Origin of the sequence: Azospirillum formosense (genome assembly GCF_040500525.1) — a bacterium.
Classification (GTDB): domain Bacteria; phylum Pseudomonadota; class Alphaproteobacteria; order Azospirillales; family Azospirillaceae; genus Azospirillum; species Azospirillum formosense_A.
The window spans coordinates 725,577-745,015 of sequence record NZ_CP159404.1 but is presented as its reverse complement, the minus strand read 5'-3'; the positions used below and the strand labels follow the sequence as shown (position 1 = coordinate 745,015).

Annotated in this window: 21 protein-coding genes; 12 read left to right on the top strand and 9 right to left on the bottom strand. The window is 66.8% G+C overall.

Going from position 1 to position 19,439, the window contains the following annotated elements; all coding sequences use genetic code 11:
• The first annotated feature begins 2 nt into the window (after positions 1-2).
• Entirely contained in the window at positions 3-911 is a 909-nt protein-coding gene (locus ABVN73_RS24020) for an NAD(P)H-hydrate dehydratase (RefSeq protein ID WP_353861092.1), read from the top strand.
• 11 nt (positions 912-922) lie between these two features.
• On the opposite strand, the gene ABVN73_RS24015 is transcribed toward ABVN73_RS24020, so the two are convergent.
• Together ABVN73_RS24015 and ABVN73_RS24010 are read right to left on the bottom strand one after the other, a co-directional pair.
• On the bottom strand, positions 923-1,096 hold the full coding sequence (locus ABVN73_RS24015) for a hypothetical protein (RefSeq protein ID WP_353861091.1): 174 nt from the start codon (positions 1,094-1,096) through the stop codon (positions 923-925).
• A 303-nt stretch (positions 1,097-1,399) separates the two neighbouring features.
• A complete protein-coding gene (locus ABVN73_RS24010; protein ID WP_353861090.1) occupies positions 1,400-2,707 on the bottom strand; it encodes an MFS transporter in 1,308 nt (435 codons plus the stop codon).
• Between the two features lie 210 nt (positions 2,708-2,917).
• On the opposite strand from ABVN73_RS24010, the gene cyoA reads away from it, so the two are divergent.
• From cyoA to ABVN73_RS23965, 9 genes are all read left to right on the top strand, one after another.
• Complete coding sequence (gene cyoA / locus ABVN73_RS24005; RefSeq protein ID WP_353861089.1) at positions 2,918-4,093, top strand: ubiquinol oxidase subunit II; 1,176 nt, start codon at positions 2,918-2,920, stop codon at positions 4,091-4,093.
• Positions 4,094-4,106: 13 nt separating this feature from the next.
• On the top strand, positions 4,107-6,113 hold the full coding sequence (cyoB, locus tag ABVN73_RS24000) for a cytochrome o ubiquinol oxidase subunit I (RefSeq protein ID WP_353861088.1): 2,007 nt from the start codon (positions 4,107-4,109) through the stop codon (positions 6,111-6,113).
• A 3-nt stretch (positions 6,114-6,116) separates the two neighbouring features.
• A complete protein-coding gene (gene cyoC / locus ABVN73_RS23995) occupies positions 6,117-6,752 on the top strand; it encodes a cytochrome o ubiquinol oxidase subunit III (protein ID WP_353861087.1) in 636 nt (211 codons plus the stop codon).
• Positions 6,749-7,150, top strand: a complete 402-nt coding sequence (gene cyoD / locus ABVN73_RS23990) for a cytochrome o ubiquinol oxidase subunit IV (protein ID WP_349596858.1) — start codon at positions 6,749-6,751, stop codon at positions 7,148-7,150. The genes cyoC and cyoD overlap by 4 nt, the downstream gene beginning before the upstream one ends.
• Positions 7,147-7,881 carry an SURF1 family protein gene (locus tag ABVN73_RS23985; protein WP_353861086.1) on the top strand — a complete coding sequence of 245 codons (735 nt, stop codon included), beginning with the start codon at positions 7,147-7,149 and terminating at the stop codon, positions 7,879-7,881. The genes cyoD and ABVN73_RS23985 overlap by 4 nt, the downstream gene beginning before the upstream one ends.
• Positions 7,882-8,036: 155 nt before the next feature.
• A complete protein-coding gene (locus ABVN73_RS23980) occupies positions 8,037-9,356 on the top strand; it encodes an ATP-binding protein (protein ID WP_353861085.1) in 1,320 nt (439 codons plus the stop codon).
• Positions 9,346-9,879, top strand: coding sequence for a response regulator transcription factor (locus ABVN73_RS23975; protein WP_183178959.1), 534 nt, complete (start codon positions 9,346-9,348; stop codon positions 9,877-9,879). Before ABVN73_RS23980 ends, ABVN73_RS23975 begins: the two co-directional genes overlap by 11 nt.
• Before the next feature lie 126 nt (positions 9,880-10,005).
• Positions 10,006-10,359, top strand: a complete 354-nt coding sequence (locus ABVN73_RS23970) for a hypothetical protein (RefSeq protein WP_094307207.1) — start codon at positions 10,006-10,008, stop codon at positions 10,357-10,359.
• 219 nt (positions 10,360-10,578) lie between these two features.
• Positions 10,579-10,863 carry an HU family DNA-binding protein gene (locus tag ABVN73_RS23965; protein WP_014241890.1) on the top strand — a complete coding sequence of 95 codons (285 nt, stop codon included), beginning with the start codon at positions 10,579-10,581 and terminating at the stop codon, positions 10,861-10,863.
• Positions 10,864-11,018: 155 nt separating this feature from the next.
• On the opposite strand, the gene ABVN73_RS23960 is transcribed toward ABVN73_RS23965, so the two are convergent.
• Genes ABVN73_RS23960 through napE form a run of 6 tightly spaced genes read right to left on the bottom strand, consistent with a single transcriptional unit; the run spans position 11,019 to position 15,814 of the window.
• Positions 11,019-11,705, bottom strand: coding sequence for a cytochrome c3 family protein (locus tag ABVN73_RS23960; RefSeq protein ID WP_353861084.1), 687 nt, complete (start codon positions 11,703-11,705; stop codon positions 11,019-11,021).
• Positions 11,702-12,184, bottom strand: a complete 483-nt coding sequence (locus tag ABVN73_RS23955; RefSeq protein WP_137142122.1) for a nitrate reductase cytochrome c-type subunit — start codon at positions 12,182-12,184, stop codon at positions 11,702-11,704. Before ABVN73_RS23955 ends, ABVN73_RS23960 begins: the two co-directional genes overlap by 4 nt.
• A gap of 15 nt (positions 12,185-12,199) precedes the next feature.
• On the bottom strand, positions 12,200-14,692 hold the full coding sequence (gene napA / locus ABVN73_RS23950; protein WP_353861083.1) for a periplasmic nitrate reductase subunit alpha: 2,493 nt from the start codon (positions 14,690-14,692) through the stop codon (positions 12,200-12,202).
• 43 nt (positions 14,693-14,735) lie between these two features.
• Positions 14,736-15,068, bottom strand: a complete 333-nt coding sequence (locus ABVN73_RS23945) for a chaperone NapD (protein ID WP_353861082.1) — start codon at positions 15,066-15,068, stop codon at positions 14,736-14,738.
• Complete coding sequence (gene napF / locus ABVN73_RS23940) at positions 15,040-15,567, bottom strand: ferredoxin-type protein NapF (RefSeq protein WP_353861081.1); 528 nt, start codon at positions 15,565-15,567, stop codon at positions 15,040-15,042. Before napF ends, ABVN73_RS23945 begins: the two co-directional genes overlap by 29 nt.
• 13 nt (positions 15,568-15,580) lie before the next feature.
• On the bottom strand, positions 15,581-15,814 hold the full coding sequence (napE, locus tag ABVN73_RS23935; protein ID WP_353861080.1) for a periplasmic nitrate reductase, NapE protein: 234 nt from the start codon (positions 15,812-15,814) through the stop codon (positions 15,581-15,583).
• 772 nt (positions 15,815-16,586) lie between these two features.
• Between napE and oxlT the strand changes: the two genes are divergently transcribed.
• Both oxlT and ABVN73_RS23925 read left to right on the top strand, forming a co-directional pair.
• A complete protein-coding gene (gene oxlT, locus ABVN73_RS23930) occupies positions 16,587-17,915 on the top strand; it encodes an oxalate/formate MFS antiporter (protein WP_353861079.1) in 1,329 nt (442 codons plus the stop codon).
• 167 nt (positions 17,916-18,082) lie between these two features.
• Positions 18,083-18,568 (top strand): hypothetical protein, encoded by a 486-nt coding sequence (locus tag ABVN73_RS23925; protein ID WP_353861078.1) that lies wholly within the window; start codon positions 18,083-18,085, stop codon positions 18,566-18,568.
• Between the two features lie 90 nt (positions 18,569-18,658).
• On the opposite strand, the gene ABVN73_RS23920 is transcribed toward ABVN73_RS23925, so the two are convergent.
• Complete coding sequence (locus tag ABVN73_RS23920) at positions 18,659-19,381, bottom strand: Bax inhibitor-1/YccA family protein (RefSeq protein WP_109469072.1); 723 nt, start codon at positions 19,379-19,381, stop codon at positions 18,659-18,661.
• Positions 19,382-19,439 lie beyond the last annotated feature (58 nt).

The following is a 19,439-nucleotide window of genomic DNA, read 5'->3' as shown; positions in this document are numbered from 1 at the left end:
CGATGAGCGATTTTTCGATGAACGACTCGATCCCGGTCACCCGCGACCTGCTGCGGTCCATGCCGCTGCCCCATCCCGGCGACGGCGCCGACAAGGACGGGCGGGGGCGGGTTCTGGTCATCGGCGGCAGCGTCGAGGTGCCGGGCGCCGTGCTGCTGGCCGGAACGGCGGCGCTGCGCGCCGGGGCGGGCAAGCTCCAGATGGCGACCTGCCGCAGCGTGGCCCCGCATCTCGGGCTCGCCGTGCCGGAAGCGCTAGTGCTCGGCCTGCACGAGACGGCCGAGGGCGGCATCGCCCCCGATTGCGTGGGCATGCTGGGCGAGCGGGCGGCACGCTGCACCGCGGTGCTGATCGGTCCCGGCATGATGGACAAGCGCGCGGTCGCCGACCTGACCAATGCGCTGATCACCGGGCTGGACGGGGAGGGCGGCCCGGTTCTGGTCATCGACGCGGAGGCGTTGATGGGGCTGGACAATGCCAACGACGCGCTGTGCCGCCGCAACGGGCGGACGATCATCACGCCGCACGCCGGCGAAATGGCCGGGCTCTCTGGTGTCAGCCGGGAGGAGGTGGAGGCCGACCCGCCCGCCGCCGCCCGCCGCGTCGCGGATCTTCACAAGGTGATCGTCGTGCTGAAGGGGGCCTGCACCCACATCGCCACGCCGGACGGGAGGATGTGGACCTATGACGGCGGCAACGTCGGCCTTGCCACCTCGGGGTCGGGCGACACGCTGGCCGGCGTCATCGCCGGGCTGGCCGCAAGGGGCGCCGACCCGGCCCAGGCCGCCATCTGGGGTGTCCATCTGCATGGCGAGGCGGGCAACCGCCTGGCCCGCCGCGGCCCGCTGGGCTTCCTGGCCCGCGAACTGCTGGCCCAGGTGCCGGAGATCATGGCCGAGCTGTCGGCCTAAGATCGCCGGTTTCAGAACACCAGCTTGGCGGCCTGATAGAGGATGACCCAGGGAGCGGTGATCAGTCCGCCCCACAGGGCGACCAGCGGCAGGCCGCGCAGCTTCTTCGCCGGAGCCGGAGCGGTGAGGGGGAGCGGGAAGGAAACGGTCTCGGTGGTGCCGACAGCGGGATTGTACTGGGACATGATGACCTGCCGATCTGTGTGTGAAGGCAGGATGCACGCCGATCTCTTAACGACGATTAAAGTCGGGGGTAGCCACCGCGCGGGATTCCGGCGTACCGCCGCCGGGTACCGAAGCGCGTTCGAGTGGGCAATTTCGGGGATCGCGCTGCCGGCTTGATGAAAGGCACCCGGGCGCCTGCACCGGCCTGCGCGCTTTTCCACTGGACCACGCTGCCGACCGGCGCCTTCTGCATGAAGAAATGGAACCGGATCGGCCGCACCCCGCAAGGGTGAGGCCGATCCGGTTCCCGACGCCCGCTCAGATCACTTGGCCAGCGTCTTGTTGAGCCACAGGGCCAGCAACGTGCAGACCGCGCCCGACAGCAGATAGGCGCCGGCCGAGAACAGGCCGAAGTTGGCGGACAGCACCAGCGCCACCAGCGGCGCGAAGCCCGCCCCGAACAGCCAGGCGAGGTCCGAGGTGATGGCCGCGCCGGTGTAGCGGTAGCGCTGGGTGAAGCCCGACGCGACCACGCCCGACGACTGGCCGAAGGACAGGCCCAGGATCACGAAGCCGACGATCATGAAGACCAGCTCGCCCAGCGGCCCGCCGTTCAGCAGCAGGGGCGCCACGCCGCTGAACACGGCGATGGCCGCGGCGCAGCTTCCCAGCAGGGTGCGGCGGCCGATGCGGTCGGCGATCCAGCCGGAGGCGATGATGGCCCCCAGGCCGAAGAAGGCCCCGACCACCTCGATCAGCAGGAAGTCCGCCGGCGTGTCCTGCGTGTAGAGGAAGATCCAGGACAGCGGGAAGACGGTCACCATGTGGAACAGCGCGAAGCTGGCCAGCGGGGCGAAGGCGCCCAGCACGACGCGCATGCCCTCGTTGCGCAGCATCTCGGTCACCGGGACCGGCTGAAGCTCGCGGCTTTCGAACAGGCGGGTGTATTCCGGCGTCACCACGATGCGCAGCCGCGCGAACAGCGCCACCACGTTGATGGCGAAGGCCACGAAGAACGGGTAGCGCCAGCCCCAGCTGAAGAAATCCTCCGCCGACAGGTTGCCGGCGAAATAGGCGAAGAGGGCGCTCGCCACGATCAGCCCGATGGGGGCGCCGAGCTGCGGAATCATCGCGTACCAGCCGCGGCGGTTCTCCGGCGCGTTCAGCGCCAGCAGCGAGGCGAGGCCGTCCCAGGCGCCGCCCAGCGCCAGGCCCTGGCCGATGCGGGCCGCCGCCAGCAGCCAGATCGCCGCCGCGCCGATCTGCTCGTAGCTCGGCAGGAAGGCGATGGCGACCGTCGAGGTCCCCAGCAGGAACAGGGAAAGTGTGAGCTTTGCGCCGCGCCCGTGGGCGCGGTCGATGGCCATGAACAGCATGCTGCCCACCGGGCGGGCGACAAAGGCCAGCGCGAAGATCGCGAAGGACCACAGCGTTCCGGTCAGCGGGTCAAGATAGGGAAAGACCAGCTTCGGGAAGACGATCACCGAAGCGATGGCATAAACGAAAAAATCGAAGAATTCGGACGTCCGTCCGATGATGACGCCAATCGCGATTTCACCGGGATTCACCCGGTGGTCGCGGGCATTGACCAGCCTTGCGTCCCGTTCGGTCGCCGTGGTCGATGATCCCATGGTCCCCCCACCGTCTGGCAATTGCGTCAGAGGGAATTAAATAGGCACCGCAACGGCATTCTGCCACGCCCATGGGCGCATTGCTTTGATGTGCGTCAATGGCGGCGCGGAATCGCGGCGCATTGGACAAATTGTCCAATGTCCTACCCGGCCCGTGGGGGTTAGCTCTTCGCCCAAATCCAAAGCGAACCCCTGCTGACAGGTCCTGCCTTGACCCGTTTCCGCGCCTTGGCCCTCCTGCCGCTGATGGCGGTTTTGAGTGGCTGCAACCTTGTGGTGATGAGCCCGTCCGGCGATGTGGCGAGCCAACAGGCCAACCTCATCACCATTTCCACCCTCCTGATGCTTCTCATCATCATTCCGGTGATGGTGCTGACGGTGCTGTTCGCGTGGCGCTACCGCCAGTCGAATAGCACGGCCCAGTACGACCCGGATTGGGACCATTCGACGCAGCTCGAGCTGGTGATCTGGGCGGCCCCGCTGCTCATCATCATCTGCCTGGGCGCCCTCACCTGGATGGCGACCCACCTGCTCGATCCCTACCGCCCGCTCGACCGCATCGCCGCGGGGCGCCCGGTTCCGGCCGACACCAAGATGCTCGACGTCAACGTCGTGGCGCTCGACTGGAAGTGGCTGTTCATCTACCCGGAGTACGGCATCGCCACGGTGAACGAGGTGGCCGCCCCGGTGGATCGGCCGATCCGCTTCAACATCACCTCCTCGACTGTGATGAACTCCTTCTACATCCCGGCGCTGGCCGGGCAGATCTACGCCATGGCCGGCATGGAGACGAAGCTGCACGCCGTCATCAACGAGCCGGGCAGCTACAAGGGCTTCTCCGCCAACTACAGCGGCGCCGGCTTCTCGCACATGCGCTTCACCTTCCACGGTCTGGCCGCCGACGGCTTCGACAAGTGGGTGGCGGACATCAAGGCGGGCGGCGGCAAGCTCGACCGCGACGGCTATCTCCAGCTTGAGCGTCCCAGCGAGAACGAGCCGGTGCGTCGCTACGGCGCCGTCGACTCGGGCCTGTTCAAGGCCATCGTCGGGATGTGCGTCGAGCCGGGCAAGATGTGCATGCACGACATGATGGCCATCGACGCCAAGGGCGGCCTCGGGCTGGCCGGCATCGACAACGTGATGCCGCTGATGCACGACAAGATGTCCCGCCGCGGCACCGCCGTTCTCGGCCCGGCGCCGGTCTATGTGGCGGGCATCTGCTCGACCGAGGAACTGACCGGCCGCGCCGTCGAGTCGTCGCTGGGCGTGCTGAACGCTCCCGCCGACGAGTCTCCGATTTCCGGCGCGGGTCTGCCGCGCTCCTCCATCACGCCGATCTCCGCGCCCGCCCCTGCGTTCGGGCCGCGGCTGACGGCCAATCCTTGAGCGGCCTACCGCCATGATCGACACATCGACCGTCGCCACCCACCCGCTCTTCGGGCGTCTGACCCTGGAGTCCTTCCCCTATCACGAGCCCATCGTGGTCGCGACCTTCGTCGCGGTCGTGCTGGGCGGCATCGCGCTCGTCGCGGCGCTGAGCTATTTCCGGTTGTGGGGCTATCTCTGGAAGGAGTGGTTCACCACCGTCGACCACAAGCGCATCGGCATCATGTACATGGTGCTGGGCCTGATCATGCTTCTGCGCGGCTTCGCCGACGCCATCATGATGCGCCTCCAGCAGGCCATCGCCTTCGGCGGCAGCGAGGGCTACCTCAACGCGCACCATTACGACCAGATCTTCACCGCCCACGGCGTCATCATGATCTTCTTCGTGGCGATGCCCTTCGTCACGGGCCTGATGAACTACGTGGTGCCGCTGCAGATCGGCGCCCGCGACGTGTCCTTCCCGTTCCTGAACAACTTCAGCTTCTGGATGACGGTGGGCGGTGCTGTGCTGATCATGGTCTCGCTGTTCGTCGGCGAGTTCGCGCGCACCGGCTGGCTGGCCTATCCGCCGCTGTCCAACATCGCCTACAGCCCTGAGACGGGTGTCGACTATTACATCTGGGCGTTGCAGATCGCCGGCGTCGGAACAACATTGTCCGGCATCAACCTGATCTGCACGATCGTCAAGATGCGCGCCCCCGGCATGACCATGATGAAGATGCCGGTCTTCACCTGGACGTCGCTCTGCACCAACGTGCTGATCGTCGCCTCCTTCCCGATCCTGACCGCCACGCTGGTCCTGCTGTCGCTGGACCGCTACGTCGGCACGAACTTCTTCACGAACGATCTCGGCGGCAGCCCGATGATGTACGTGAACCTGATCTGGATCTGGGGCCACCCGGAAGTCTACATCCTGATCCTGCCGGTCTTCGGCATCTTCTCGGAAGTCACCTCGACCTTCTCGGGCAAGAAGCTGTTCGGCTACACCTCCATGGTCTACGCGACGGTGGTCATCACGATCCTGTCCTACCTGGTGTGGCTGCACCACTTCTTCACCATGGGGTCGGGCGCCAGCGTGAACTCGTTCTTCGGCATCACGACGATGATCATCTCGATCCCGACGGGTGCGAAGATCTTCAACTGGCTGTTCACCATGTACCGCGGCCGCATCCGGTTCGAGCTGCCGATGATGTGGACCGTCGCCTTCATGCTGACCTTCGTGGTCGGCGGCATGACGGGCGTGCTGCTGGCCGTTCCGCCGGCGGACTTCGTCCTGCACAACAGCCTGTTCCTGATCGCCCACTTCCACAACGTCATCATCGGCGGCGTGCTGTTCGGCCTGTTCGCCGGCATCTACTACTGGTGGCCCAAGGCCTTCGGCTTCCGCCTCGATCCCTTCTGGGGCAAGGTGTCCTTCTGGTGCTGGGTGATCGGCTTCTGGGTCGCCTTCATGCCGCTCTACGTCCTGGGCCTGATGGGCGTCACCCGCCGCCTGCGCGTGTTCGAGGACCCGTCGCTGCAGATCTGGTTCCAGATCGCCGCCGTGGGCGCCGTCCTGATCGCCGCGGGCATCGGTTCCTTCCTCGTCCAGATCGCTGTCAGCGTCTGGAAGCGCCGTGAACTGGTCGACCGCACGGGCGACCCGTGGGACGGCCGCACGCTGGAATGGGCGACCTCCTCGCCGCCGCCGGACTACAACTTCGCCTTCACGCCGATGATCCACGACAACGACGCGTGGTGGGACATGAAGAAGCGCGGCTACAAGCGTCCGCTTGGCGGCTTCAAGGCGATCCACATGCCCAGCAACAGCGGCACCGGCGTGATCCTGGCCGGGATCAGCGTGGTCCTCGGCTTCGCCCTGGTCTGGTACATCTGGTGGCTTGCCGCGGTGAGCTTCGTCGCCCTGCTGGCGGCCGCCATCCACCACACCTTCAACTATCACCGCGACTTCCACATCCCGGCGGACGTGGTGGTGCGGACCGAGAACGAGCGGACCCGTCTCCTCTCCGGGCAGGTGTAAAGCATGAGCACGACCCTGACAGCCGAGCGGAGCCGCAGCCAGGCTCCGGCCTTCCACGTCGTGGATGAGCACGCGCACCCCGAAGGCTCCAGCACCATGCTGGGCTTCTGGATTTATCTGATGAGCGACTGCCTCATCTTCGCGGTGCTGTTCGCGACCTACGGCGTTCTCGGCGCCAACTACGCCGCCGGGCCCGCGCCCAAGGACCTGTTCGACCTGCCGCTGGTGGCGCTGAACACCGCCATGCTGCTGTTCTCCTCCATCACCTATGGCTTCGCCATGCTGGCGATGGAGAAGGGGCGGGTGTCGCAGACCCAGCTGTGGCTGGCGGTGACCGGCCTGTTCGGCGCCGCCTTCCTGGCGATCGAACTCTACGAGTTCGCCCACCTGATCCACATCGGGGCGACCCCGCAGCGCAGCGCCTTCCTGTCGTCCTTCTTCACGCTGGTCGGCACCCACGGCCTGCACGTCACCTTCGGCCTGGTCTGGCTGGTGACGCTGATGGTGCAGGTCAACAAGCGCGGCCTGATCCCGGCCAACCGCCGGCGCCTGATGTGCCTCAGCCTGTTCTGGCACTTCCTGGACGTCATCTGGATCGGCGTCTTCACCTTCGTCTATCTGATGGGAATGCTGCGATGAGTTCTCACGCCGAACATCAGGCCGGCCACCATGGGGCCGGCCATCACGACCACGGCCACGGGGACGACGGGCACGCCCACGGGACGCTCGGCAGCTACGTGATCGGCTTCGTCCTGTCGGTGATCCTGACGGTCATTCCCTTCTGGCTGGTCATGGACGGGACGATTCTGGACAAGAACATGACCGCGATGGCGATCATGGCCCTGGCCGCCGTCCAGGTCGTCGTCCACATGATCTTCTTCCTGCACATGAACGGGCGGGCGGAAGGCGGGTGGACCATGCTGTCGCTGATCTTCACGCTCATCGTCGTGGTTATCATGCTGGCCGGTTCGCTGTGGGTGATGTACCACCTGAACACCAACATGATGCCGATCCACGACCCGAGCCAGTTGCCGTGACCGGCACGGCGACCCACCGCCCGCGCCGGGGGCTGATCCTTCTCGGCGTCCTGGCGCTGGCGGGAGTCGCCGTCCTCACGTCGCTCGGCGTCTGGCAGGTCGAGCGGCTGTTCTGGAAGCTGGACCTGATCCAGCGGGTGGAGGAGCGGGCGCAGGCCGCGCCCGTTCCCGCCCCCGGCCCGGAGGACTGGCCCGCCGTCACGGCGGCCAGCCAGGAATACCGGCGGGTCGGCGTCACCGGGCGTTTCCTCAACGACCGGGAGACGCTGGTCCAGGCGGTGACCGAACGGGGCGGCGGCTTCTGGGTGCTCACCCCCTTCCGTACCGACCGGGGCTTCACCGTCCTGGTCAACCGGGGCTTCGTGCCGCCCGAGCGGCGCAGCACCGACAGCCGCCCCGACGGGCTGATCGATGCGGACACCACCGTCACCGGCCTGCTGCGGGTGACGGAGCCGGGGGGCGGTTTCCTGCGCTCCAACGATCCGGCGCAGGACCGCTGGTACTCCCGCGACGTGGCGGCCATCGCCGCCGCCCGCGGCCTGACGGAGACGGCCCCCTACTTCATCGACGCCGAGGCCAGCCCGCAGGGCGGCTACCCGGTCGGCGGGCTGACCGTCCTGAAGTTCCCGAACAACCACCTCGTCTATGCGCTGACTTGGTTTGCCCTGGATCTCATGCTGATCGCCGCGGCCTTCTATGTCGCGCGCAATGAATGGCGTCGCCGCGGTTGAAGAAATAATCTCTTGTTCTTTGTGGCTTTTTTGCCGGACGGGAAGAGGCTCCTTGCGGACTCTTTCGTCCGGCTTTTTTTGTGCTATCAAGGCCATCCGGAGTCCGGGACAAGGCTGCCAAGCCGGGCCGTCGTGCCCATATGAGTCGTGCCCCTATGAAGGGGGACCGAAGGAATCCGGCGAAGGGCCAGACGTTTTCCGTGCGCGACACCACCGACAAGAAGAACCTGTTCCTGCTGGTGCAATTGCGCTGGCTCGCCGTCGCCGGGCAGGTGGTGACGATCCTCATCGTGCACTACCAGATGGGCATCACCCTGCCGCTCGACCAAATGGGCGCGGTGATCCTGTTCCTGGTCGCGCTGAACATCGCCAGCGTCCTGCATCTGCGCCGCCAGACCTCGGTGTCGAACACCCAGCTGTTCCTGGAGCTGCTGATCGACGTGTCGGCGCTCACGGTCCAGCTCTACCTCAGCGGCGGCGCCTCCAACCCCTTCATCTCGCTCTACCTGCTCCAGATCACGCTGGGGGCGGTTCTGCTGGAGGCGTGGTCGGCCTGGGCGCTGGTGCTGGTCGCCACGGCCTGCTTCACCTTCCTGATCGGCGCCTACCGCCCGCTGGCCCTGCCGCCGGGGCTGGAGGGGCTTCTGCTCGGCCTGCACATCCAGGGCATGTTCCTGTGCTTCGTGCTGACGGCCAGCCTGATCGTCCCCTTCATCACCCAGATCACCCGCAACCTGCGGGCGCGCGACGCCCATCTGGCCGACCTGCGCCAGCGCTCCATGGAGGAGGACCACATCGTGCGCCTCGGCCTGCTGGCCTCCGGCGCCGCGCACGAGCTTGGGACGCCGCTCGCCACCCTGTCGGTGATCGTGAACGATTGGCGGCGGATGCCCGTGGTCAAGGGCGACCCCGACATGGCCGAGGACATCGCGGAGATGCAGAACCAGATCGACCGCTGCAAGGCCATCGTGTCGGGCATCCTGCTGTCCTCCGGCGAGGCGCGGGGGGAGGGGACTTTGCGCACCACGGTCACCGCCTTCCTGGACGATCTGGTGGAGGAGTGGAAGGCCAGCCGGTCCCCGGCCTGCGTCGATTACGACAACAGCGTCCGCTCGCGGGAGGGGATCATCTCCGACCTCGCGCTGAAGCAGGTGATCTTCAACGTCCTGGACAACGCGCTGGAGGTGTCCCCCGGCTGGGTCGGCATCGCCGCCGGGCGGCAGGGGGACAGCCTCGTCCTCACCGTCAACGACGCCGGCCCCGGCTTCGAGGAGCGGATGCTGGCGGAATTCGGCAAACCCTACCGGTCGAGCAAGGGGCGGCCCGGCGGCGGGCTGGGCCTCTTCCTGGTGGTCAACGTGGTGCGCAAGCTGGGCGGCACGGTCGCCGCGCGCAACCGCCCCGGCGGCGGCGCGTCCGTCACCATGACCCTGCCGCTCGCCGCCCTGTCCGCGGGAGAGAACCATGGAGACTGACCGTTCCCTCGTGCTGGTGGAGGACGACGCCGCCTTCGCCAAGGTCCTGCGCCGCTCCTTCGAGCGCCGGGGCTACCAGGTCTACTGGTGCGACAGCCTGGACGGGCTGCGGGCGCTGCTGGACACGGTGCCCTTCGCCTACGCGGTCGTCGACCTCAAGCTGGGCAACGGCTCCGGCCTGGAATGCGTGCGGGAGCTGCACGCCAGCGACCCGGAGACGCGCATCGTCGTCCTGACCGGTTTCGCCAGCATCGCCACGGCGGTCGAGGCGATCAAGCTGGGCGCCTGCCACTACCTCGCCAAGCCGTCCAACACCGACGACATCGAGGCGGCCTTCGAGCGGACGGAGGGCGATCCCTCCATCGCGCTGGGCGCGCGGGCGACCTCGCTGAAGACGCTGGAGTGGGAGCGCATCCACGAAACCCTCGCGGAAACCGGCTTCAACATCTCCGAAACCGCCCGCCGCCTGGGGATGCACCGGCGCACCCTGGCCCGCAAGCTGGAGAAGAAGCAGGTGCCCTGACCCGGCTTTCCCCTGTCCAGTCGGTCAAAGAACGCGCAAGGCCGCTGGACAATGGCGGCCACTCCGCCCATTTTTCACGGCCTGTTACAGTCGTGTGTCATACGCAGCAGCAAGGAGCAGTGTGAAGTGTCTCTTTCCACGTCGAGCAGCAGCCCCGCCGATCCGCGGACCGAGGCCCGCCGTCTTCTGACGGACGCCATCTCCACGTATCTTCAGTCGTGCAAGGACCTGGCGGCTGCGACCGAACGCGCGACCGAGACGAGCGGCAGCATCGACACCCAGGCCCGCCGCAAGGCTTACCAGACGCTGACCGAACTGGGCGACCAGGTCCGGCTGGCGCAGCGCCGCCTCGTCACCGCGGCCAAGCAGGCCCGCCGGGTCATGCCGGTGGCCGAGATTGAGGAGGTCGCCAAGAAGCTGGACAAGCGCGACACCACGGAAAGCGCCGCCGTGCTGGTCAAGGCCGCCCTGGTCAATTGACTTGGTCCCCTGACCTCGGTCTGGGGAAGGACTCGCCTGTTCGGCATAGACGAATCCGCCGGATCGGCGGGAATCGCCGACTTTTTGCGGGTCACAGCGTCGCGCTCGGTCGATTCCGATCGGGAGCATCTTGCGCGCCGCCGTCCGTCAGGGTAGGTCAGAGGCGCCTGGAGCCCTGGAGGATGCTGGGGTTCCGCCACGAACAAGGGGAATTTGGGAATGACGAAGGCCGATCTCATCGACGCGATCGCCGGCAAGCTGGGCGGCACGAAGGCCGACGCCGGCAAGGCGCTGGACGCGGTTCTGGAGAGCCTGCAGGACGCGCTGGTCAAGGGGGAGACGGTCAAGCTGCCGGGCTTCGGCCAGTTCGAGATCGCCGAGCGCGGCGAGCGCACGGGCCGCAACCCGCAGACCGGTGCGGAGATCAAGATCGCCGCCTCCAAGGCGCCGAAGTTCTCCGCCGGCAAGGCCCTCAAGGACGCCGTCAACGGCAAGGCCGAGTAAACCGATACGTTCTACCCCTCTCCCGTTGAGGGAGAGGGCGTCAGCGCTGAAGGTCGAGTGAGGGAAGGCCGAGGATCAACGCATTGATCCCTGGCCGCACCCTCACCCTCCCGACCCTCCCTCTCCCGGGACGGGAGAGGGATTTCATCCCCCGCTCAATGCGGGTTCGCCGGCCCCGGGGTGGCGTCGGCCAGCCAGCGGCCGATCGGGTCGTCGGTGTCGTTGCCCGTACCGGTAGACGCCTCGCTCCAGCCCGGCGGGACGCCGTCCATGTTCGGCAGGCGGTGGGCGATGCCCTTGTGGCAGTCGATGCAGGTGCGCTGGCCGCTGAACAGGTACTGTTGGTGGATGCGCGCCGCCCGTGCCCCCTGCTTGGTGATGTCCATGGACTCCGCGCTGTGGCAGTTGCGGCATTCCAGGGAATTGTTGGCCTTCAGCCGCGCCCATTCATGCTCGGCCAGCTCCCGCCGCTTCTCCACGAACTTGTCGCGGGTGTCGATGGTGCCGAAGATCTTGCCCCAGACCTCCTTCGACGCCTGCATCTTGCGGGCGATCTTGTCGGTCCAGTTGTGCGGGACGTGGCAGTCCGGGCAGGTCGCCCGCACGCCGGAGCGGTTGGTGAAGTGGATGGTGGTCTTCAGCTCCTCGAACACGTTGTCCCGCATCTCGTGGCAGCTCGTGCAGAACTTCTCGGTGTTGGTGACCTCCAGGGCGGTGTTGAAGCCGCCCCAGAACATCACGCCGGCCAGGAAGCCGCCCAGCGTCAGGAAGCCGAGGCTGAGGTAGCGGCTCGGCCCCGCGATGATCCGCCAGGGCCGCAGCAGGAAATCGGGCAGCTTCATCGCCGGTCACCCCCGTCCGACGGGCGGCTGATGAGGCTGTCCATGTCCTTGAAGGTGTTCGGGACGATGGGCTGGGCCATGGTCTGGGGAACGTGGCACTGCGTGCAGAAATAGCGGCGTGGGCTGACCGCGCCCAGTGTCTGGCCCTCGCGGTCCACGTAATGGGTGATGCTGATCATCGGCGCCTGGGTGGCGCCGGTGAACTGGCGGCTGTGGCAGGTCAGGCACTGGTTGTTGTTCAGGCTGATCTGGTAATCGCGGATGTTGTGGGGGATGACCGGCGGCTGCTCCGGGTAGTTGCGGGCGACCCGCCGGTCGTCGGTGACGTCGGCGGGGATCGGCGGGGCCGGGTCCTCGTCGGTGAACTGGATCGGCGGGCGGAAGGGCTCCCGGACCTGTCCGGTTCCCTGGGCGGCGAGCAGTGCCGGCACGAGGCAGGGCAAAGCCGCGGCCAGCGCGAGCATGAGATGGCGGCGCATGGTTGCGGTCCTCCCTCAGACGGCCACGATCTTGACGGCGCACTTCTTGAAGTCCGTCTGCTTGCTGATCGGGTCGGTGGCGTCGAGCGTGCATTTGTTGATCAGGCGCGCCGAATCGAACCAGGGCACGAAGACGACCCCGCGCGGCGGCCGGTTGCGCCCGCGCGTCTCGACCCGCGTGCGCATCTCGCCGCGCCGCGACATCACCTTGACCTCCGAGCCGCGGCGCAGGCCCCGGTCCTTCGCGTCGTCCGGGTGCATGTAGACCAGCGCCATCGGCATGGCCTTGTAGAGTTCCGGCACCCGCATGGTCATGGAGCCGGAGTGCCAGTGCTCCAGCACGCGGCCCGTGACCAGCCACAGGTCGAAGTCCTTGTCCGGGGATTCCGCCGGGGGTTCGTAGGGGAAGGCGAACAGGTTGGCCTTGCCGTCCGGGTTTCCGTAGAAGCGCACCCCCTCGCCCTTCGGGACGTAAGGGTCGAGCCCCTCCCGGTAGCGCCACTTCGTCTCCTTGCCCTCGACCACCGGCCAGCGCAGCCCGCGCACCTCGTGATAGGTGTCGAAGGGCGCCAGATCGTGGCCGTGGCCGCGCCCGAAGGCGGCGTACTCCTCGAACAGGCCCTTCTGCACGTAGAAGCCGAACTCCTTCGACTCCCGGTTCTCGTAGGCGGGGTCCAGTTCCGACACGGGAAAACGGTCGACGTTGCCGTTGCGGAACAGCACGTCGAACAGGGTCTTGCCGCGGAAGTCCGGGTTGGCATCGAGGATCTCCTTCGGCCACACCTCGTCGGTGGTGAAGCGCTTGGAGAATTCCATGAGCTGCCAGAGGTCCGAGCGCGCCTCGCCCGGCGCGTTGACGAGCTGGTGCCAGAAATGGGTCCGCCGCTCGGCGTTGCCGTAGGCACCCTCCTTCTCGACCCACATGGCCGCGGGCAGGATCAGGTCGGCGGCGGCGGCGGTCACCGTCGGGTAGGCGTCCGACACCACGATGAAATTGTCCGGGTTGCGGTAGCCGGGATAGGTCTCCTGGTCGGTGTTGGGCGCCGCCTGGAGGTTGTTGTTGACCATGATCCAGTAGGCGTTGAGCTTCCCGTCCTTGAGCATCCGGTCCATCAGCACCGCGTGGTAGCCGATCTTGCCGGGCAGCAGGCCCTTGGGGATCTTCCAGCCATCCTCGACGTGGGAGCGGTGGGTGGGGTTGGTCACCTGCATGTCGGCGGGCAGCCGGTGGGCGAAGGTGCCGACCTCGCGCGCCGTTCCACAGGCCGAGGGCTGGCCGGTCAGCGAGAAGGGGCTGTTCCCCGGCTCCGAGATTTTGCCGGTCAGAAGATGGATGTTGTAGACCATGTGGTTCACCCACACGCCGCGGACGTGCTGGTTGAACCCCATGGTCCACAGCGACATCACCTTGACCTTCGGGTCGGCGTACATCTCGGCGAGCGCCAGCAGCCGCTCCTTCGGCACCTTGCTCAGCTCCGCCACCTTATCCAGCGTGTAGTCGCTGACGAAGGTGGCGAACTCGTCGAAGCTCATGGGCTTGGAATCGGTCGGGTCCTTGGCGTTGGCCGCGCGCACCTCCAGCACGCTTTCGGGGCGCAGGCCGTAGCCGATGTCCTTCTGTCCCAGGCGGAAGCTGCAATGCTTCTCGACGAACTCCTTGTTCACCCGCCCGGTCTGGATGATGTGGTTGGCGATGAAGTTCAGGATGGCCAGATCGGTTCCCGGCTCGAAGATCATCGGGATGTCGGCCAGCTCGAAGCTGCGATGCTCGAAGGTCGAGAGGACCGCCACCTTCACGTGGCTGTGGGCGAGCCGCCGGTCGGTGATGCGCGTCCACAGGATGGGATGCATCTCCGCCATGTTGGAGCCCCAGAGGACGAAGGCGTCGGCGTGCTCGAAATCGTCGTAGCAGCCCATCGGCTCGTCCATGCCGAAGGTGCGGATGAAGGCCACGGCGGCCGACGCCATGCAGTGGCGGGCGTTGGGGTCCAGGTTGTTGGTCCGGAAGCCGGCGCGCATCAGCTTGGACGCGGCGTAGCCCTCCCAGATCGTCCATTGGCCGGACCCGAACATGCCGACGGCGTCCGGACCCTTCTCCTTCAGCACCCGCTTCCATTGGCGGGCCATCTCGTCGAAGGCCTCGTCCCAGGAGACCGGGCGGAATTCCCCGTCCTTGTGGTACTTGCCGTCGCGCATGCGCAGCAGCGGCTGGGTCAGCCGGTCCTGCCCGTACATGATCTTGGACAGGAAATAGCCCTTCACGCAGTTCAGGCCGCGGTTGACCTCCGCCTGCATGTCGCCGTGGGTGGCGACGACGCGGTTGTCCTTGGTGGCGACCATGACGCTGCATCCGGTGCCGCAGAAGCGGCAGGGCGCCTTCGACCAGGTGAGCTGAGCGTCTTCGCCCGCCACCATGGATTGCTGGGCCATGGCGGGCAGGCTGATGCCCCCCGCCGTCGCGGCGGCCGCGACCGCCTGCGCCTTGATGAAATCCCGCCGGTCAAGCATGGGTTCCTCCCCTTTTTCTTGACGAATGTGAACTCTGGACGCGTCAGTTCCGCGCCCCAGCGACCTCCTCCGCGGCCCGGGCCGCCATCGGCTCGGCGTGGTGGAAGACCATGACCGCCGACATCACGCCGGGCATCAGATGGATCGCGGTCATGCGGTCGGCGATGCGGCCCTCGTGAGGGCCTTCCACGGTGACCACCATCCGGCCCCGCTCCTCCGCATGGACCTCGGCGTCGCCCAGCGCGGCGACGGCGGCCCTCACGTCGGGGCTGCGCTCGGGGCGCAGATGCACGAGGATGGAAGCGATGTGCCATTCCGTCGGCGCTTCGGCCGGACGGTCCGGGGCGTCAGGATGCGCTGGATGCGCTGGGTGCATGGGCGATCTCCGGTCCGGGTTGCAACATGACGGCGTCGGCGGGGCAGGCGGCCAGGCAGGCGCCGCAGCCGGAGCAGGCGTCGTCCTCGACCACGGGGACCGCCACGCCGCCGGGCGCCAGGGCGAAGCGGATGGCCGATTCCGGGCAGGCGTCGCGGCAGCTTCGGCAGACGACGCGGTTCATGGCGAGGCAGGACGGGGCGATCCGCGCCGTCAGGGTCCAGGGGCGGCTGGTACGGTCGAAGACCGGTTCGGGGCAGGAATCGGCACAGGCCGCGCAGAAGCTGCATTCCCCTTGCCGGAAGTCGACCTCGGGAAAGCCGCCGTCGCCCCGGCGGATGATCTTCTCCGGGCAGGCGTCGGCGCAGGCGCCGCAGCGCGTGCACAGGTCGGTGAAGCGCTCCGTACGGGACCAGGGCGGGCGCAGCGCTGCCGGTTCGGCGCGCCGCCGTCCGCGAAGAAAACCTCGTCGCCCCAAGTCGACCGGGTCATCGGCCATGGCGCCGTACCCCTCAGACCGGGGGCGGACCGGGCGGACCCATGATGATTTGCGACATCCAGACCAGGAAGCCGTAGCCCCCCACGACGGCGACCGACAGGATCGGCCAGATCACCACCGCCAGTATCAGGAACATGGCGATCTCCCGCCGCTTGGCGCCGGGATCGGGCAGGGGCGGGTTGGCGGTGGCGCTGGATGGGAAGCGGACCGGATCCGGTGACGGGTCCGGAGAAGGGCGGCGGCTCATGGCGGCTCCCGTTTTTGGCGGGCGGTGGCGTTGCCGACAGCCGGGGAGGCGGTCGGACATCCCAACAACAGGTTGAGCGTCGCTTCTGTTCCATGCGGCCGGGCGTGCGATGGACGCCGCCCCGGTGCGCCGCAGCCACGGCCCGGCGGTGGCGTTGAGGGCGGATAATTCGGCTCACGAACTTTTTTTGAGGGCCCCCGGGATTAAGCGGGCTGTGGGATCGTAAACTGAGTGATGAGGGGATAAGGAGGTCGGACGGCCTTGGTGTGATTTGGCTTTCCGGATTGTTTATTTCCGATTCGCACGGAACATACAGATTAGATCGACTATGAGGTTGCTGATGATCTGAAGTTCTGTAAGATTGGAACAGCCGTTCTTGGTGTAACGGCTTCTCCACTGTTGTGATCGTAAGTGAAGCGAACTCATTCAGAGGCCGCGCCTGCTTTGGCGCGGCCTTTTTTTTGTTTCTTCAAAGTCATAGTACGAAAGTTCGGCTGGGGGTTGCTTACTTTTCGTAGGGCATACCTTCAACGATAGTTGCGAATGAGGGGATTATTTGTGCTGTGATTCCTGAAACGGATGTTGTGTTCCGCTGATTGTGTGGTATACCAAGTACGAAATGCGGAACACCAAGCCTCTCCCAACGGTGGCGGTGGTGCTCCCGCCAAGACATGAAGGGCACGCAAGCCCCGAAGAAAGGCAATGCGACAACAACCATCGGCCCCGCCCGGCTGAGTTGAGTGTTCGATCACCGCATTGGGGAGGAAGAGTAATGAGTCAGTCCATCGCTGCACCGCCTGGCGGCTCGCAGGCGCCCGTTTCCGAAGGCGCGCGCTGGATGCAGATCGTCGTCGGCATCGTCTGCATGGTGGCCGCGGCCAACATCCAGTATGCCTGGACGCTCTTCGTGCCGGAAATCCAGGCCACCCATGGCTGGACCCGCGCTTCGATCCAGACCGCCTTCACCGTCTTCGTCGTCGTCCAGACCTGGCTGACCCCCATCGAAGGCTACTTCATCGACCGCTACGGCCCCCGCGTCATCGTCGCCTTCGGCGGCGTGATGACCGGCCTCTCCTGGATCATCGACAGCTACGCCGGCTCGCTCGGCATGCTCTATGTCGGTTCGGCCATCGGCGGCATCGGCGTCGGCTGCGTCTACGCCACCTGCGTCAACAGCGCCATCAAGTGGTTCCCGGACAAGCGCGGCCTCGCCGTCGGCCTGACCGCGGGCGGCTACGGCGCCGGCTCGGCCCTGACGATCCTGCCGATCGCCAACATGATCCATTCCTCGGGCTATCAGGCGGCCTTCTTCTGGTTCGGCCTGCTGCAGGGCACGATCATCCTCATCGCCGCCTACTTCCTGCGCGCCCCGCAGAAGGACCAGGTGAAGGCCTCGACCAAGGTCCTGCAGTCCCGCCGCGACTACACGCTGAAGGAAGCGCTGCAGACGCCGGTCTTCTGGGTCATGATGGTCATGTTCATCTGCACCGTGTCCGGCGGTCTGATGGCGGTGGCCCAGCTCGGCGTGATCGCCCACGATCTGGGCGTGAAGGAAGCCCCGATCAGCCTGTTCGGCATCACCATGGCGGCTCTGCCCTTCGCGCTGATGCTCGACCGCGTGATGAACGGCATCTCCCGTCCGCTGTTCGGCTTCATCTCCGACCACATCGGCCGTGAAGCGACGATGTTCATCGCCTTCACCTTCGAAGGCATCGGCATCCTGATGCTCAGCCGCTTCGGCCACGACCCGATCATGTTCCTGATCCTGTCGGGCATGGTGTTCCTGGCCTGGGGCGAAGTGTACAGCCTGTTCAGCGCGACCTCGGCGGACACCTTCGGCACCAAGCATGCGGCGAAGATCTACGGCGTGCTCTACTGCGCCAAGGGCATCGCGGCCCTCCTGGTCCCGCTGGGCAATCTGCTGATGGAAGCCACCGGCACCTGGGCGACCGTGCTCTACATCTGCGCCACCATGGATCTGTTCGCGGCGGTCTGCGCCATCACCGTCCTGCGGCCCATGCTGCGCAAGCACCATGCCCGCAACGCCGAACTCGCCGCCCAGCAGGGCAGGGGGCCGGTCACGGCGGCAGCCAGCCCGTAACCTCCGCTTCAGCGGATCGACCGGAAGGGGACCACGCGCGTGGTCCCCTTTTCGGTGTTCCGGGCCGGCCTCCCACAACGGGGAAAGAGTGGAACGGGCCGGAACGGAACGGGGCGATGAGGCATGTCGGCGGAGGGGGCATGGGCAATCGACAGCGGGGGGAAGGAATGGCAAAGGACGACGGCAGTTTCCGGCTGGTGATCGCCTGTTCGCTGGGCGGAGTGGCGGTCAGCGTGGCCCTCGGCTCGCTGCTGCTGTCGCGTTGGACGCCCCGGACGGAGAACACGGTGGTCGAGCGGGCGATCCACAACATGGACCGGGAGACCTGCGAGCGGGTTCTGCACTCCTTCACGCAGCCGCAGCCGGTGGGCACCCGCGTGCTGTGGCTGTGGGCGGAGGAATCGACGCCGGGCGTCTTCACCGGCGCACCCTGGACGTCGCGGGTGACCGGGCCGGGCGTGCAGACGGCCGCCGCCGGAGCCGGGGCGGGTGCGGGAGGGGGGGCGGGCCGCTCCCCCCGCCCCTACGCCTTCGACCCGGCCTCCCAGGCGGCGCCGGACGCGGCCTGCTCCTTCCCGAACAACTCCCTGCACATCGTGTCGGTGGAGTATCCGCCCAAGCCGGACGCCGCGCCGGCGACGGGCAAGCCGTAAAGGCGGGCAAGCCGCAAAAAGGAAAAGGGCCGGCCGCGGGAAGCGGCCGGCCCTTTCCGGCAGGCGGTGGCGCCGGATGGATGCGCCGCCTTACTCCTCGCGGTTGCCCATGAGCTGGAGGAGCATCTGGAAGAGGTTGATGAAGTTGAGGTAGAGGGAGAGGGCGCCCATGACGGCGAGCTTGGTGTTGCCCTCGTGCCCGTAGCCCTCGGCGTACTCCTCCTTGATGCGCTGGGTGTCGTAGGCGGTCAGGCCGGTGAAGATGACCACGCCGATGACCGAGATGGCGAACTGCAGCGCGCTGGAGCCGACGAAGATGTTGACCAGGCTGGCGATGACGATGCCGATCAGGCCCATCATCAGGAACGAGCCCATCTTCGACAGGTCGGCCTTGGTGGTGTAGCCCCACAGGCTCATCGCCGCGAACATCGCCGCGGTGATGAAGAACACCCGCGCCACGCTGGCCCCGGTGAAGACCAGGAAGATCGACGCCATCGACACGCCCATCACCGCGCAGAAGGCCCAGAACAGACCCTGCAGCGCACTGGCCGACATCGCATGGAAGCGGAAGGACAGCACCATGATGAAGGCCAGCGGCGCCAGCATCACCACCCACTTCAGCGGGGTCGTGAAGATCGGGACGTACAGCGCCGGCGTGCTCGCCACGAACAGCGCCACCAGCCCCGTCACGCCAAGGCCGAGCATCATGAAGTTGTAGACCCGCAGCATGTGCTTGCGCAGGCCCTCGTCGAACGCCGCGCCGTAGGCCGGCGCCGCGCTGCCGAATTGGTTGCCGTAGAAGGGTCCGCTCATTGTCTCACCATGTCCTTCGGATGCTTGTCGTTCAGAGGCTTGTCGTTCAGCGCGCTTG